The 14,878-nt window shown below is 34.1% G+C and carries 12 protein-coding genes; 4 read left to right on the top strand and 8 right to left on the bottom strand.

The genetic code is table 11. The annotated features are described in order from the left end of the window. Positions 1-91: 91 nt before the first annotated feature. Positions 92-661, top strand: a complete 570-nt coding sequence (locus tag IPZ78_RS07640; protein WP_225552406.1) for a hypothetical protein — start codon at positions 92-94, stop codon at positions 659-661. On the opposite strand, the gene IPZ78_RS07645 is transcribed toward IPZ78_RS07640, so the two are convergent. Continuing rightward, positions 662-1,153: a hypothetical protein gene (locus tag IPZ78_RS07645; protein ID WP_225552407.1), complete on the bottom strand. Its 492-nt coding sequence runs from the start codon at positions 1,151-1,153 to the stop codon at positions 662-664. Positions 1,154-1,302: 149 nt separating this feature from the next. Here IPZ78_RS07645 and fumC point away from each other — a divergent pair, with 149 nt between their 5' ends. Both fumC and IPZ78_RS07655 read left to right on the top strand, forming a co-directional pair. After that, positions 1,303-2,700, top strand: coding sequence for a class II fumarate hydratase (gene fumC / locus IPZ78_RS07650; protein WP_225552408.1), 1,398 nt, complete (start codon positions 1,303-1,305; stop codon positions 2,698-2,700). A gap of 5 nt (positions 2,701-2,705) precedes the next feature. Continuing rightward, a complete protein-coding gene (locus IPZ78_RS07655; protein WP_225552409.1) occupies positions 2,706-3,239 on the top strand; it encodes a fumarate hydratase in 534 nt (177 codons plus the stop codon). 38 nt (positions 3,240-3,277) lie between these two features. On the opposite strand, the gene IPZ78_RS07660 is transcribed toward IPZ78_RS07655, so the two are convergent. The 7 genes from IPZ78_RS07660 to IPZ78_RS07690 all read right to left on the bottom strand — a co-directional run bounded on the left by IPZ78_RS07660 (position 3,278) and on the right by IPZ78_RS07690 (position 13,625). Then, positions 3,278-4,453, bottom strand: coding sequence for a TlpA family protein disulfide reductase (locus IPZ78_RS07660; protein WP_225552410.1), 1,176 nt, complete (start codon positions 4,451-4,453; stop codon positions 3,278-3,280). A gap of 1 nt (position 4,454) precedes the next feature. Next, positions 4,455-5,576, bottom strand: coding sequence for a TlpA disulfide reductase family protein (locus IPZ78_RS07665; protein ID WP_225552411.1), 1,122 nt, complete (start codon positions 5,574-5,576; stop codon positions 4,455-4,457). 4 nt (positions 5,577-5,580) lie between these two features. Beyond that, positions 5,581-6,864 carry a M43 family zinc metalloprotease gene (locus IPZ78_RS07670; protein ID WP_225552412.1) on the bottom strand — a complete coding sequence of 428 codons (1,284 nt, stop codon included), beginning with the start codon at positions 6,862-6,864 and terminating at the stop codon, positions 5,581-5,583. Positions 6,865-6,883: 19 nt separating this feature from the next. Continuing rightward, positions 6,884-8,365, bottom strand: coding sequence for a RagB/SusD family nutrient uptake outer membrane protein (locus IPZ78_RS07675; protein ID WP_225552413.1), 1,482 nt, complete (start codon positions 8,363-8,365; stop codon positions 6,884-6,886). Between the two features lie 5 nt (positions 8,366-8,370). Continuing rightward, the gene (locus IPZ78_RS07680) at positions 8,371-11,895 is read right to left on the bottom strand and encodes a SusC/RagA family TonB-linked outer membrane protein (protein WP_225552414.1); all 3,525 of its coding nucleotides are present in this window, start codon (positions 11,893-11,895) and stop codon (positions 8,371-8,373) included. 28 nt (positions 11,896-11,923) lie between these two features. Further along, on the bottom strand, positions 11,924-12,967 hold the full coding sequence (locus tag IPZ78_RS07685; RefSeq protein WP_225552415.1) for a FecR family protein: 1,044 nt from the start codon (positions 12,965-12,967) through the stop codon (positions 11,924-11,926). 76 nt (positions 12,968-13,043) lie between these two features. Then, positions 13,044-13,625 (bottom strand): RNA polymerase sigma factor, encoded by a 582-nt coding sequence (locus IPZ78_RS07690; protein WP_225552416.1) that lies wholly within the window; start codon positions 13,623-13,625, stop codon positions 13,044-13,046. A gap of 257 nt (positions 13,626-13,882) precedes the next feature. Between IPZ78_RS07690 and IPZ78_RS07695 the strand changes: the two genes are divergently transcribed. Further along, positions 13,883-14,833: a hypothetical protein gene (locus IPZ78_RS07695; RefSeq protein WP_225552417.1), complete on the top strand. Its 951-nt coding sequence runs from the start codon at positions 13,883-13,885 to the stop codon at positions 14,831-14,833. Positions 14,834-14,878: the final 45 nt, after the last annotated feature.

Raw genomic sequence — 14,878 nt, forward strand, 5'->3', positions numbered from 1 at the left:
ATGGATATTTAAATATTTATTAAAACAAATTATATTCCAATTTCTTTATAATCAACAAATAATTAATAATCTTTGAAGAAGAATTGAGATTATGCATGAAATAGAGCCTTTTTACAACTGGAGACACGATTATATCGCATCGGAAGATGAAAAATCACCATTCTATGGAACCATATATAATGAGTTCGAATTTGATAAACAAGTTTACAATTACCTATTACATCCGCAATGGGATGATTTTGGCTCACAAACGCTTTACCTAAAGGTAATTTTTGTTGATTACGAAAAACAGTTTGCCATAATAGAATTTATCGGCGAATGGAACGATGCGATTTACAATGATATTATGTTACTCAAACGAGAACTAATAGATGTTATGATTAGCGAAGGTATCACGAAGTTTATTCTTATTGGTGAAAATATATTAAACTTTCATAGCTCAGATGACTCCTATTACGAAGAATGGTTTCAAGATATTGAAGATGGCTGGATTGCAGGTTTGCATTTCCGCGAACATGTATTGGAAGAGTTTCAGTCACAAAACATTGATTATTATATTAATTTTGCAGGCTTCTTGAATGAAATACCTTGGCGCACACTAAAACCAAGTCAATTATTCCACCATATTGAAGAACATTTGCAAAAGCGGCTAGGGATGTAACTATTCTACTATTTTATTGTCAAAATTTTTGCGATTATAAAGTCCTGGCGCAGCATGATCTGATTCAGGAAAATCAAAATTCACCGAGTTTATATTAGGAACCTCTGTCAAACAATAAACAACTTCAGCCATAAAAGCATAATTGCCTGTGGATCCCAACTGCCCCAAATAAGAGGCGTCATCTAACTTAACAAATACTGTGTCAGCAGAAGTTCTTACGAGATTTAAATCTATTTTTTCATAACGTTTATTGAGTACATCTAATACAAAATTAACCGTCAAATCATCTGGAATATCATTTTTGACCATACTATCTCCCTTTGCATCGTAGTTCCACAACAGCAGTGAGATATCTTCAGGTTGATCGAGTGAAGACGCTTCGTTATCAACACTGGAATCATCAACATTATTATCGCTGTTTCGATCTCCTACACAAGAAAAAATAAGCGTACTAACTAAAAGTGACAAAATTAAATAACTTAACTTATGCATGTTCATTATATAATTGTAATAATCGATTAAAAATATAAATAAATATACGATTTTTTGACATTAAAGTTGTTTTTCATGCACAGCTACAAGTTCCTATTCTATATATAATTCAGTAACTTTGGAACACAAAAAAACAAAACTTTACTATCATGTCATTCAGAATAGAAAAAGATACAATGGGTGAAGTTCAAGTACCTGCAGAAAAATACTGGGGTGCACAAACTGAACGTTCACGTAATAACTTTAAAATTGGACCTTCAGGCTCTATGCCAAAAGAAATTATTGAAGGTTTTGCTTATTTGAAAAAAGCTGCGGCTTATGCAAACCACGAATTAGGTGTATTGCCTATCGAAAAACGTGATGCTATCGCTACAGTTTGTGACGAAATTTTAGCTGGTAAGTTGGATGATCAATTCCCATTGGTAATCTGGCAAACGGGCTCGGGTACACAATCCAACATGAATGTAAACGAAGTTGTTGCTAACCGTGCACAAGTATTGGCTGGTGGCAAAATCGGTGAAGGTGAGCCTGTACTGAAAGCTAATGATGATGTAAATAAGTCACAATCTTCAAACGACACGTACCCTACGGGAATGCACATCGCGGCTTACAAAGCAGTCGTAGAAGTGACAATCCCTGGTGTAGAGAAATTGCGCGACACATTAAAACGTAAGTCTGAAGAATTCATGAATGTTGTGAAAATCGGTCGTACTCACTTAATGGATGCTACACCTTTGACATTAGGTCAAGAGCTTTCAGGCTATGTAGCTCAATTGAACTACGGCATCAAAGCGGTTAAAAACACATTAGAGCACTTAGCAGAGGTTGCTTTGGGAGGTACTGCGGTAGGAACAGGTTTGAACACACCCGCTGGTTACGATGTAGTAGTTGCGAAATATATTGCAGAATTCACAGGTCATCCTTTTGTAACTGCCCCTAATAAATTCGAAGCTTTAGCAGCACACGATGCTATCGTAGAATCGCACGGTGCATTGAAACAATTGGCTGTAGCATTGAATAAAATTGCGAATGACATTCGTATGTTGGCCTCAGGTCCTCGTTCAGGTATTGGTGAAATTATCATCCCAGAAAACGAACCAGGTTCTTCTATTATGCCAGGCAAAGTAAACCCTACTCAATGTGAGGCGTTAACCATGGTAGCAGCTCAAGTAATGGGTAATGATGTAGCGATCACTATTGGTGGTACACAAGGTCACTACGAATTAAACGTTTTCAAACCCCTAATGGCAGCTAATTTCTTACAATCAGCACGTCTGATCGGTGATGCATGTGTTTCATTTGAAGAGCACTGTGCTGTTGGTATCGAGCCGAACTACGCACGTATCAAAGAATTAGTAGACAACTCTTTAATGTTGGTAACTGCCCTGAATACTAAAATTGGTTACTACAAAGCGGCTGAAATAGCGCAAACAGCACACAAGAACAATTCTACGTTGAAAGAAACTGCAATCGCATTAGGTTATGTGACTGCTGAAGAATTTGACGAATGGGTGAAACCCGAAGAAATGGTTGGAAGTTTAAAATAAGCTTAGTGAATAAACTTTCGGCAACATATAATTTTCAAAAAGCATACCTATTCATCTTGGTAGGTATGCTTTTCACTTTTGCAAGTTGTTATCGCCACTCGGACATGCAAACTGAGGGCGTCAAAGAACTGCAAGGCGTATGGGTGCAAGATAGTATCCCTAATCAAGATCAACTTCTTTCGTATACGATGCATGAATTCACATTCCGTTGTGACTCAATATATACGACGATGAATGTCCATGCAAAAACGAAAACTATGCCTGACTCTTGTTTTAAAAATGGCAATTGGAAAGAATATGCTAAAGGTGTATATGTGCAGCGCGGTGACAGTATTATTGTAGAAGGAATTTATACAAAAGAAAACTGGAAGCAAAAAGGTTCGGGCTGCTATAAGCAAGGACAATACTTGCCTCGTTATAAAATTATTTCAATAACAGATTCACTTGTTGTACTTCAGAATCGATTTGAGTCCACACCTACAGTTTTACGCAAAAAATTAGATATTATATGCGTTCCTAAAAAACGTTGGGAAATGTAATAAACTAAAAAGAGCCGCTAATAGCGGCTCTTTTTAGTTTATTTAATCAATTTTTCTAATTCCTTTTCTAACATATCACCTCTAAGATTTCTAGCAATTATTTTACCTGTATTATCTATCAAGAAACTACTAGGAATTGATGTAATGTTATAATATTGTGCAGCTTCATTTTTCCAACCTTTCAAATCTGACACCTGCGTCCACGGCATATTATCATCTTTAATTGCCTTTAACCATCTCTCCTTATTGTCATCCAACGATATTGCAAAAACATCAAATCCCTTGTCCTTATACTTACTATAAACTTTTAAAATATGAGGATTTTCAGCTCGACAAGGACCGCACCATGATGCCCAATAATCAACAAGAATGTACTTTTTATCCTTCATTTGATCATAAAGTTTTACAACCTTACCTTTATCATTCATTTGTGCTACATTAATAAATTGAGCACCTATTTCTGTCTTCTTTGCTGCGACACTTGCCTTTTTAATGTTATTCTTCAATTCTTGCGCTTCATTTAACCATGGGTACTTTACTAATAAAGACTCTACATACCCCAAAATTAACTCTTGATCTCTTCGTGGACTCAAATAAGATAGGGCATACACAACCTGTGGATCATTTTTATACGTCTTAGCATACCACTTAGCACGTGTGGATAGATTATCATACTGTTCCATCATGAGCTCAGATAAAGATTTTGTCATAAGTGTATCTTTGTTCCTCATAGCTATAGACTGTCTTTTACCTATTGCTATTGTATTTTGGTAGTTTTGATACACCTCCCAATTAAGGATATTAATCAATTGATTATCCTTCCCCTCTGACTCAATAAATACGTAAGGAGGATTTTTAATTTTTACTTTAGCGGTATCTTCTCCTCTAAAATCAATTCTCAAATCATCATTTTCAGCCCAAAAGGTAATTCGATCCCAACCAAATACATCTAGAGAGTACAATCTTGGAGTCTTAACCGGTACCTGAATTTCATAAGTGCTGTCAGCCCTTAATTTTATAGTTTGAAAAACTTCAGCATCTTTAATAGCCTTATCTTTTAAGACAAAAGGGTATTTTTCTTGATTTTCAAAACTTGGAGGAAAATTCACCTTTCCTGTTACAGTTATATAAGCCTTTTTTTGGGCAAATAGATTTGATGAGGTAGCCATTAACATTAGAGCTACACATGCCATAATTTTTCTTAAACGCATCATATTAAAATTTAACACTAAATATTTCTTCTAATTTCTTCTCAATAGTCCCACCACCTTTTGAATCAAATCCAATTTCCTTCATTATTATCTTTCCAGTTGGATCTATCAAATAACATGTAGGAATAGCACTTACATTAAAGAATGAACTTGATATTTTTTTATCATCATACAATTGTGGCCATGGGTTACCTTCTTCTTCAACAGCTTTTAGCCATGCAGCTTTATTTTGGTCGATGGATATATTAACTATCTCAAAATTTTTACCCTGCAGCTTACTATAAATTTCACGTATTCTAGGAAATGATGCTCTACAAGGTGAACACCATGATGCCCAAAAATCAAGCAGAATATATTTTCCTTTATACTTATCAAACTCTTGTTGTTTATTTTGTGCATCTGGCAAAGTAAAATTCTTGACTACAGCTCCAATATATACATTCTTCAATCCTTGAATTTTCGCATATAATGTAGCCCCAGCATCAGATTTCTTAACAGCTTCAGATAGATTATTATAGTAATTCTCTGATTTATCTATTGGCAGTGATGCTAATACATTTAAAACTAAATGAGCAGAAACCACACTTTCACTGTCAAAATATTCAGTTAACAATGAATCAAACCCATAGCCTAGCCCCTTTTCGAAATGCGTATTAGCAGCTTCATATTGCTTATCATTTTTATTTAAAGCTGTGGTTCCAAATTTTTCTAGGGTAGACTTTCGACTACCTACATACACCTTAGCTCTATTTTTAACAAAATTAAAATGATTAACAGCAGATTTCATTCCACCGACCGTCGCAGAGGACAACCCTTTTTCAATATCAAATTGAACTTCAATAGTTCCTGACTTGTCAAAGAAAAGCACCAATGGAGAATACATTCTTCTCTTGCCTCGATCATAATCAATAGAAATTGCCCGAGCGCCGGGCTCATTCTCTACTATAGACATTTCAAATTTTCCATTAATTATCTCAGCAGAATCTTTAGCAAGCTGGTTCCCAAAGTAAACTTTAGTAAATCCCTCAGGATTTCCAGAGACGTTCCCAACGATTTTAATATTAATCTGGGAATAAGCCACATTTATTATAAATAAACTGGCTATAATACTAATATATTTTATCATAATTTTAATTACTTTTTACCCAAGCAGTCCTCACTGGAGATCTTTCCATTACTAATCTCATTCGCTCTACTTGTCCAATAGTGAATGTGTTTCGTAATGAGGCATAGCGAATATCATCCATTGCATTATTCGCCAAAAATTTCTCCCCATAAACACTTAACTTATATAGACTTAATGTATTATTGAAAGATTGATTAGTTCCCGATAAATATTTATTTGTATCATTCACATAATCCAACACAGCCGTTCCTGTAGTATGAGTAGCATACAAACCATAGTAAAGCCCCAAATAGCCGGCAATTTCAATTTGTCTACTGGGATCAGGAAAAAACACTGATCTATGAATTCCCAACCCATAATTTGTGTAAAAATCAGTTGTTGGCACATTAGCTTGACTATTCACAACATTAGTTATTCCTAACAACGGAGTTTCACTTAATTTCACTATTTGATAGTTAGCGCGATTATTTCCAATAGAATTATTTGGTGAAGAAGGAATCACATAAATATTTAAAAACTTATCCTTATTCCATTGATATGCTACTGTGGAATTAATACGAGAAGTAAAATTTGCAATAGTAAACGAAGCTGCAGTAGCAGATGTTTTCCATGTGGCATCATATTGAATTCTATTGTAACCAGGAATTGCTAATGCGGCACCAGATGCATTTGTTTTAGCTAATCTAAATTCAATATTTGCATTTCCACTATTTGCATCATTTCCAACACTATTATTAAAAATCGCATTAGCATATGAAATAGCATCTTGTAATTGCGTAGATGTAATACTCTGATAGCGTAATGGATCATATGACACATCAGTAATACTTAACTCAAAAACATGAAAAACAACATCAACAACTATTTTCTGAGGAATTCCTTGAGGTTGACGAATTTCCACCAGCTTTTTAACCGATTTCTGATTTCCAATCTCTGCATAAAACTCAATATTATTTGCTGTAGAATTTGTTGTCTTATATATCATATCCTTAATTAGTGAACCATTAGCGTAAATTTTTATGTCACTATGAGGAAGCGTTTTGTAATCAACAAACATCAATGTATCCTTTTGCTGTCCGATTGCATTAGCTATTCTTACCTTACGAAATGTTTCTATAACAAAATTCAAAGATGCTTTCCCATCAGCTATAAGTGTTTTACTACCCGTTGAGAAATATATAGAATCTATATCCTCAACTGTCGGTTTATAAATAACATATTCGAAAGATTCCTTTTGACAGGACTGAAATAGTACAATAGCCAAAAGTATATATAATATTTTTTTCATTTTAGTGCGTATTAATAGGTTAAAAAATTATAGGATTCCAGCCTTCATTTGGAATCAAATCTGGGTTTTCTTGAAGCTCGGACAATGGAATTGGCAAAGCGTAATAAGAGCTATTTGGCTCCACCTTAACTGCATAAGTTTTACCAAAGAAAGTAAATCTACGATCTATAGTTACATTTGCATACCGTTTAAGATCAAGCCATCTCTTATCTGTATCCCCAAAAAATTCTTTTCTACGTTCCTTTATAATCTCATCTAATAACGTTTGTCCTGATAACCCTGATTTTTGACTTGCTCCACGAAAGCTTTTGAACTTGTTTAAAACTCCCAAAGCCAAATCTGTTTCACCTAATCTATGATATGCTTCAGCTAATATCAAATAAGCTTCCTCTGGTGCAAATAAATGAATACGTATATATTTTTGCACTGGAGTCAACCCGTCAGGCCAGTTACTTGAAATATTAGTCCCTGTGAAATACGCTGACAAACGAATATCTGTTGCATCGAAAGATGAATGAAAATCTGTTGACACCTTAAGGTTATTAGGTGAAAATCCGATATAGTCCAAATTAGAGCCATATATAGGCCCCACACTACCAAATGCTATACTCTCTTGGTAAAATGCTGGGTAATCTGGATTTCGATTTTTTTGAACTGTTTGGAATTCTAGTGTAGTTTTAGGAATATATCCATCTACCCCCTCGATAGCCCCCAATGCATATTCCTTAGCAAATTGATAATCCTCATTCTGCTTAGATGCTGACTCAGCCTTAAACCAATAGACCTGAGCTAATAAGTTTTGAATATATCTATCATTAAAAAAGCGACTATATCCACTATTAGGACCTACTTCCTTATAATACTGTAAGGCCACTTTGAGATCACCTGTCAACACATCATAAATTTCAGAAGATCTTTTGCGCATCATACGTATACCTACCACTTCCTTTCCTGTATGTAAATAAAGAGGTATACCCAACTCTTCTTTATTCATAGGAGCAAAATATTGCTGTAATTTGAATATGTAATACGCCCTATGCACTAACATTTCTCCCTTAACCCTTCTCAATTCTTCTGAATCAGCCTCTACTAATTCATCACATTGATCTATTAATGCATTCAAAAAGCCTATAGCTTGATAATGTGTATTCCAAATAGCATCCGTAGTTGCTATATCGTTGAATAGAAATTTGTTTGCATAAAATTGTTCATTTTTCGTATTATTAGGAGCAATGTACCTATTCAAATTCGCCACAAAATCTATATTATCGGCATAGGATTCGAACATCATATTATGTTCTTCTGTGACAATAGGAATTGGTCCAACAATAGGTCTTGTATTAGTGCGTGCAAATGCATCCAAATACCCCGACAATACTGATTTTACATCATTCAATGTCGTTACAGCACGTTGATTTTTCGGAGGTAAATCTAGAAATTTCGTGCAGCCATTTAATGTGAATCCCCCAAATATTATAAATGCTATTAATATCTTTTTCATATCTCTTAAAATCCAATATTTAATGAAAATGTGTAACTAGGTGTTGTTGGATATCCAAATGCTGTTTGCGTCTCTGGATCAGTGCCAGAATACTGTGAAATAGTAAACAAATTATTTGCAAAAAATCCAACTTGCAATTGTTTGATCACATTTTTGAATATTGAGGGATTTGTCCTCCAATTCACGCCCAACTCAGTACATTTTATGTAGGCTCCAGATTCTATATCTCGATCCACTAAATATCTCGTATAGTTTGACGATACTCGTGAATAGAATGGAATATCTGTTTGATCGCCATATTGCCTCCACCTATATTCTTGATTTTTCAAACGATTAGTTCGACTAGACGTAACATCATCTGTCTGACCACTTGGACCTTCTAATCGGTCGTGAAAACCTTTTATCATGTTTCCATCTGCGAAGACGAAGTTACTTGAGAGTGTTAAGTTTTTATATCTCACGCGAGTATTGAAACCTCCATATGATTTAGGATCTCTTTGTCCTAGATAATATGTTCTATATTTATTATTTAAGTCCGCTGTAGAAATTGCGGACAAATCAATTACCTCATCCCCCATTGAATTACCTGTAGTTGGATCTATTCGGTCAGCTCTAACCATCATATGTCCATTAGTAGGGTCAATGTGATCGAATTTATAGCCAAACCATGACCTAAGTGCATAGCCTTCTATATTTTGAGTATTTACATTAGCTAGTGATGACGTTTTTTTGTAAAAAACCTTTTCTAAATTGTTTTTATTGTGGGTGTAATTAATGCCTAATTCCCAAAGCCACTCTTGCGTTTTCACGGCTTCAATCCGAGCAGACAACTCTATCCCCTTGTTACTTAATATTCCAGCATTTACGACCGATGATGACCGCCCTACAGAAATTGGCAACAGTACATTATCCAGTAAATCAGTAACTTTATTATCATAGTAATTAGCTTCTAAATTCAATCTACTATTTAACACGGACAGCTGTACTCCATAATTTGCATCGCGTTTCCTTTCCCATTTTAACACTGGATTTCCATAATTAAACGCAGAAGCTTTGACGACATCGTCATATACTAATGCACTCAATGTATAGGTATGGAATGGATAAACAGATCTATTTATACTACCCGTATAACCATACCCATAAGAAAACACAAGGCGATTTAACCAAGAGACATTATCCTTTAAAAACTGTTCTTCGTGAGCATTCCATTTTACCCCTGCAGACCACAATGGTGTAAATTGATTTTCAGAACCAATAATATCTACACCATCAGCTCTAAAATTTCCATTAAAAATGTACTTATTAGCATAAGAATATGCAAAAGAACTAATGAATGATACCGAACGATCCTTTTCATAATACGTACCACCCAAACGCGATAAGTCTAACCTTTTGTAACTAGACGCTGGAATATCATCCCATGATGGATATCCTGCCATTCTATAATCTTGCAGGTACATTGGATTGAAATGAAAAAACCTATTGTTTGTGCCTTCTGATATTTCGTTTGCGAAAAAACCTTGAACATAATGTTTTTCAACATATGTTTTATTAAACTCCACTGTATTTCTTACAGTGTAATCTATTGTTCTGCCTGAGTTTTCCTCAAGGTATCCCATGTTGAACTTTTCTAATACACCACCACCGGTCGTATTGAGCCAATTATTATTATACGATCTGAATGAACCCGCCCTGGATTCATCTATTGTTTGGACATTAGTATAATTTACAACAGCAGATCCTCTGTACTGGAAATTTGGAAGAAATTTCCATTCAATCCCCATCTGGCTCCTGACATTACCATAATTTGTTGACAACGTATTCTCGCGCAACTCTCTGACAATATTGAAGCTCTCATAATTTAAATACGATGCCTCTCCAATCCTTACACTTAGATCACGATAAGTTTCGTCAACCGCATACGAACCATCTGAGTTATACACTTTTTCATACGGATTAGCAAACATAGCATACCGAAATGGATCAATAGCAGATTGTCCTTCCTTATTCAACTTCAATGTAGAATAGAGATTAAAATCTATTAAAAGTTTATCACTAATATTACGTGTTAACTTCGCATTGATCCCTCCCTGCTGATTGTTATTCTCCATTAATGTACCATTGGCGTTTTGATAATTTAATGATACATTATACTGCAATTTTGTACTACCACCACTAAAAGCCATATTATGTGATTGATGATGCGATGGGTCATATAGTGTATTAATCCAATCTGTATTAATACCTGATAATGCACTTATTTGCGTCTCCGCTTCGGCTGATGTAATCACCCCATTATCAGCCTTCATGAGCAAACTATTTGCACGCCCACCATATACAGGATGAAAATCTTCATATATTTGTCTTTCGAAAGCCAATTTTTCAGCAGAATTCATAAAATTGAAATTATTCTTCGGGCGTAGAGTCATTCCTTGTTTCAAACTATAATTAATATAGTCTTTGCCTACTTCACCTCTTTTTGTTGTAATTACAATAACTCCATTAGCGGCTCTAGAGCCATAAATAGCGGCAGCTGTCGCATCACGTAAGATATCTATTGTAGCGATATCTTCAGGTGGAATATTACCAATGCCATTCGTTAATAAACTATTGATATTTGAATTTGTCTTTTCCATCCCTGCCACGTCCCCATTTTGCAAAGGCATCCCATCTAAAATAATTAATGGCTCAGCGCTACCAGTCATTGTATTACTTCCTCTTATTACAATTGAGCCCGTTTCTCCTGGACGACCAGAGTTAGACCGAACATATACACCAGTCATCTTCCCTCTCAGCGCCTTGTCGATTGTTGTTACTCCCGCGGCTTCCAAATCTTCACCTTTTATAGACGAAATATTACCTATTAATTTGCTTCTTTCACGTTTCTGGAGACCCGTTGAAATGATGACATCATCAATCAATTGCTCTTTAATACGCAATACTAACGTCAACATTTTAGTATTGCCAACTGGCACCTCTTTAGACTGATAACCAATACTATTAACTACAATAGTTTGTGAAGGATTGAGTCTTTGCATTTTGAAAACACCAGATTTATCTGAACTTGTTCCAATTTTGGTCCCCTTTATTAACAATGTTGCTCCAATTACTGGATTTCCTTTTTCGTCTAAAACTTTACCTACTATTGAATCCACCTGAGCCCTCAGTGGTGTTACAGAGGAAGCAACACTCATTTTCTTTGTAGGTTTTACTTTAACAAGTATTTGTTCGTTTGAAACCTTAAACTCCAAGTCAGTCTGTTTCTCTAATAGTGTAATTATTTTTTTAATCGAACAATCATTACAATTAATTGAGATAGATGAGAATTTCTCTATGTTACTATCATATAGGAATACATAATCACTTTGCTTTTCTATCTGTGCAATAATATTTGTGAGAGATGATTTATTGACAATAAGATTAATCTGAGCAAGAGCCATCTTAACCTGAAAAAAAGCCAATAAAAGAAATATCATCTGCAGTGGAAATGCTCTTACCTCTTTGTACTTTGTAAAATTTTTCTTCATAATTTAGTTTAGGTTTAGTTATATAAGTTTAAAGTTGCTTCACAATCAGTAGTTCGATATCAAAAAATCGCAACATATCTACAACACTCTTCATAGAATCTGTACGTTTAATTCTTCCAGAAATTTTCTTAGATTTTTTTTCGTTTTGAATAGATATATTCACCGGATACCAGCGTTCAAGCTCTTTTACTATTTCATCTACATTAGCATTATTGAAATAGAATTCTCCATTTTTCCAAGCTATTACACCCAACGGATTGTGCAGTGTTTTTACATATGACTCATCTCCATCTGAAAATAGCGACAGTTGCTCTGCAGGCTTCAGAAGCTTGGGGTTCAATTTATCACCCTTGTTGGAAACCGAAATAGCCCCCTCTAGTAGAGTGACCACATCTTTATTTTCATTCGTATATTTTCTAATATTAAAGTGTGTACCTAACACGGTCACCTCTTCAGCACCAAACTTCGCTATAAATGGTTTATGAATATCTTTACTAACTTCAAAATAAACCTCCCCATCTACTTTAACATCTCTACTAGCCTGTCCAAAGCGACTAGGAAATTCTATCTTAGAAAAAGCATTTAACCAGACTTTAGTGCCATCTGGTAATACAACATTAATTTGTTTACCTCGACCACTTTCGACAACATTTACCCCGTCATCTAAAATACCGATAGAATCATGATCTACAGCCAAATTTATTTTTCCATTTCTTGAATCTATAAAAGACTCATTGAGAATAACATGATCGAGAAAAATAGTATCGCCATTAGAAAGCACCATACGTGACGCGGAGGAGGTATCGGCATATATCAAACTTAATTCCTTATCAGACAAAAAATTAGCAGAATTATCAACCAATAATCGGTAGGCATAAAATGAAAAACCTAAGAACAGCACAATTGCCGCAGCTGTTGTCATTAATTTTTTATAGGTGTAAAATATAGGTCTCCTTAATTCTTGTATATCGATAAGAGAATAATCTCCGTCGGATTTTGCCTTTTGGAGTATACCTTTCCAAATCTCAGATTTCTTGTGATTATACTTTTTATTAAAGAATAGTTTTTTCATAGTTATAGGTGTTCTATAACTATAGTCTTATAATTTTTAAAAACATACTATATGAATTTAAAAAATAATGAAAAAATTAGCTATTAAAACAGTAATAAAGGAATATCACCCACGCTGTCCTATCATTAAAAATTTTTTCAAACCGCTTTATCGCTGAAGAAATTTGATTTCTAACGGTTTGAATAGATATATTTAATCGCTCAGAAATTTCTTGGGCACTAAGATTCTCAAAACGACTAAGAACGAATATTTCTCTCATCTTTTCAGGCATCTTTTCAATGGTATGGTTGACGGCTTCATTCAGCTCCCTAAAATCAATCTCATCAGCCAGTTTAAAATTGTAATCCCAATATTCTTCCTCATCAATCATACTAACAAGGATGGGCAAACGGTCTCGCTTCGCATAAAAATCATAGATTTTATGCCTAAGCATCGAAATAAGGTAACTATCTAAGTTGCTTTTTACTCGTATGAATTTACGATTCTTCCATATTAGGTAAAATACTTCTTGTGTAATATCGGAAGCATCTTCTTCGGAAGGCAACTTTTGTATCGCCATTCTATAAATCTTAAACCAAAATCTATCAAAAAGCCTTTTGAAGGCTATTGGATTCTCTTGATTTATTCCATCTATTATAAGAATATCTTCTTTTTTCACGGTAGATTATAAAATAGCTAGTAACAACTAGACAAAATTTCCAGTAGGGCATTTATTTACTAGCCTAAATTACAATATATTATCAAATTGTAATAATCTATAAAAAAATAACCTTAAGCTTCCTTCAAACGAAGCATTTAGTTATAATGACAAACTGAACATATATTTAGCACATTAAGAAAAATGTAGAAATTCATATTTCAGACTAAAAAACATCAAATATTATTGGCATTTTTAGTTTAAATTTTTAACCCAATATGAAAAGAATCTTACCTCTCCTTACAACTATATTATTCAATTTGTGTTACGCACAAAACGACAGTACCAAAATCGTCAATTTAATATCATACCTTTCAAAAGGAGAAACATTAAATTATTCTGTCTTAAAAACAAGAATTGATTCTAATGTCAATAAAGAACCTATAACCAAAGAAGAAGCCTTCAACTTTAAAATTACTGTAAAAGATTCTACAGATTCAAACTATATTATTAGCTACTATCGAGCTTTAGATGTATTTGCAACGCCTCAGTTGAGTAATTTAGAAGAAAACTTACAACAAAAGCTTATAGAGTTATCTACCATAAAATTTGATTATGAAACAAATGAGTTAGGAGCTTTTAAGCGTATTATAGATGAGGATGAACTAACCGAGAAGATATCTTCTGACTTCGAAGGACTATTAAATATTCTAAGCGCAGAAACGAATGATGAAAAAACAATAGAATTTATGAAAGAATTTATAGGTTCCATAGATCCGAAATCATTAATTACTGTATATGCGCAAGACATACATGCTTTACATTATGCTTTGGGTGCTTCACTCAATCTTCGAGATACTATTGAATTCGAGGAAGAAATATTTGCACCTATTTTAAATGCTCCTATCACCATGATTGGAATAGTGTATTGTGATGAATACGACCAAGAAAATGACTTTATATCTATAATCCAAGAGAAGAGAGTTGAAGGCGATTTTATGGAAAAAATGCTTGATTTTGTAAAAAAACATAAAAACACTGAAGAGTCAATCAATGAAGAAGAATTTAAAAACACACCAACAAATATTTATTTCCATAATACTTATCAATATAATTCTGTATATGGTGTTGCGACTTATATTGAATTATTTAAAGAAATAACAGTCGAAGGCAAAAATGAAAACCTAAAGCGAATAGATATTTATGAAATTTCTTTAGTAGAAGAATAAAAGGTTATCCTATTAATGGTTTAACTAAAAAGAGCCGCTTGAAGC

This window comes from Sphingobacterium bovistauri, from assembly GCF_020295405.1.
Lineage (GTDB): Bacteria > Bacteroidota > Bacteroidia > Sphingobacteriales > Sphingobacteriaceae > Sphingobacterium > Sphingobacterium bovistauri.

Excerpts from the sequence above, each read along its gene's own strand:
- IPZ78_RS07665 (WP_225552411.1), bottom strand. The coding sequence starts at position 5,576 with ATGATAAAATATATTAGTATTATAGCCAGTTTATTTATAATAAATGTG.
- IPZ78_RS07645 (WP_225552407.1), bottom strand. The coding sequence starts at position 1,153 with ATGCATAAGTTAAGTTATTTAATTTTGTCACTTTTAGTTAGTACGCTT.
- fumC (WP_225552408.1), top strand. The coding sequence starts at position 1,303 with ATGTCATTCAGAATAGAAAAAGATACAATGGGTGAAGTTCAAGTACCT.
- IPZ78_RS07640 (WP_225552406.1), top strand. The coding sequence starts at position 92 with ATGCATGAAATAGAGCCTTTTTACAACTGGAGACACGATTATATCGCA.
- IPZ78_RS07680 (WP_225552414.1), bottom strand. The coding sequence starts at position 11,895 with ATGAAGAAAAATTTTACAAAGTACAAAGAGGTAAGAGCATTTCCACTG.
- IPZ78_RS07685 (WP_225552415.1), bottom strand. The coding sequence starts at position 12,967 with ATGAAAAAACTATTCTTTAATAAAAAGTATAATCACAAGAAATCTGAG.
- IPZ78_RS07660 (WP_225552410.1), bottom strand. The coding sequence starts at position 4,453 with ATGATGCGTTTAAGAAAAATTATGGCATGTGTAGCTCTAATGTTAATG.
- IPZ78_RS07695 (WP_225552417.1), top strand. The coding sequence starts at position 13,883 with ATGAAAAGAATCTTACCTCTCCTTACAACTATATTATTCAATTTGTGT.
- IPZ78_RS07675 (WP_225552413.1), bottom strand. The coding sequence starts at position 8,365 with ATGAAAAAGATATTAATAGCATTTATAATATTTGGGGGATTCACATTA.
- IPZ78_RS07670 (WP_225552412.1), bottom strand. The coding sequence starts at position 6,864 with ATGAAAAAAATATTATATATACTTTTGGCTATTGTACTATTTCAGTCC.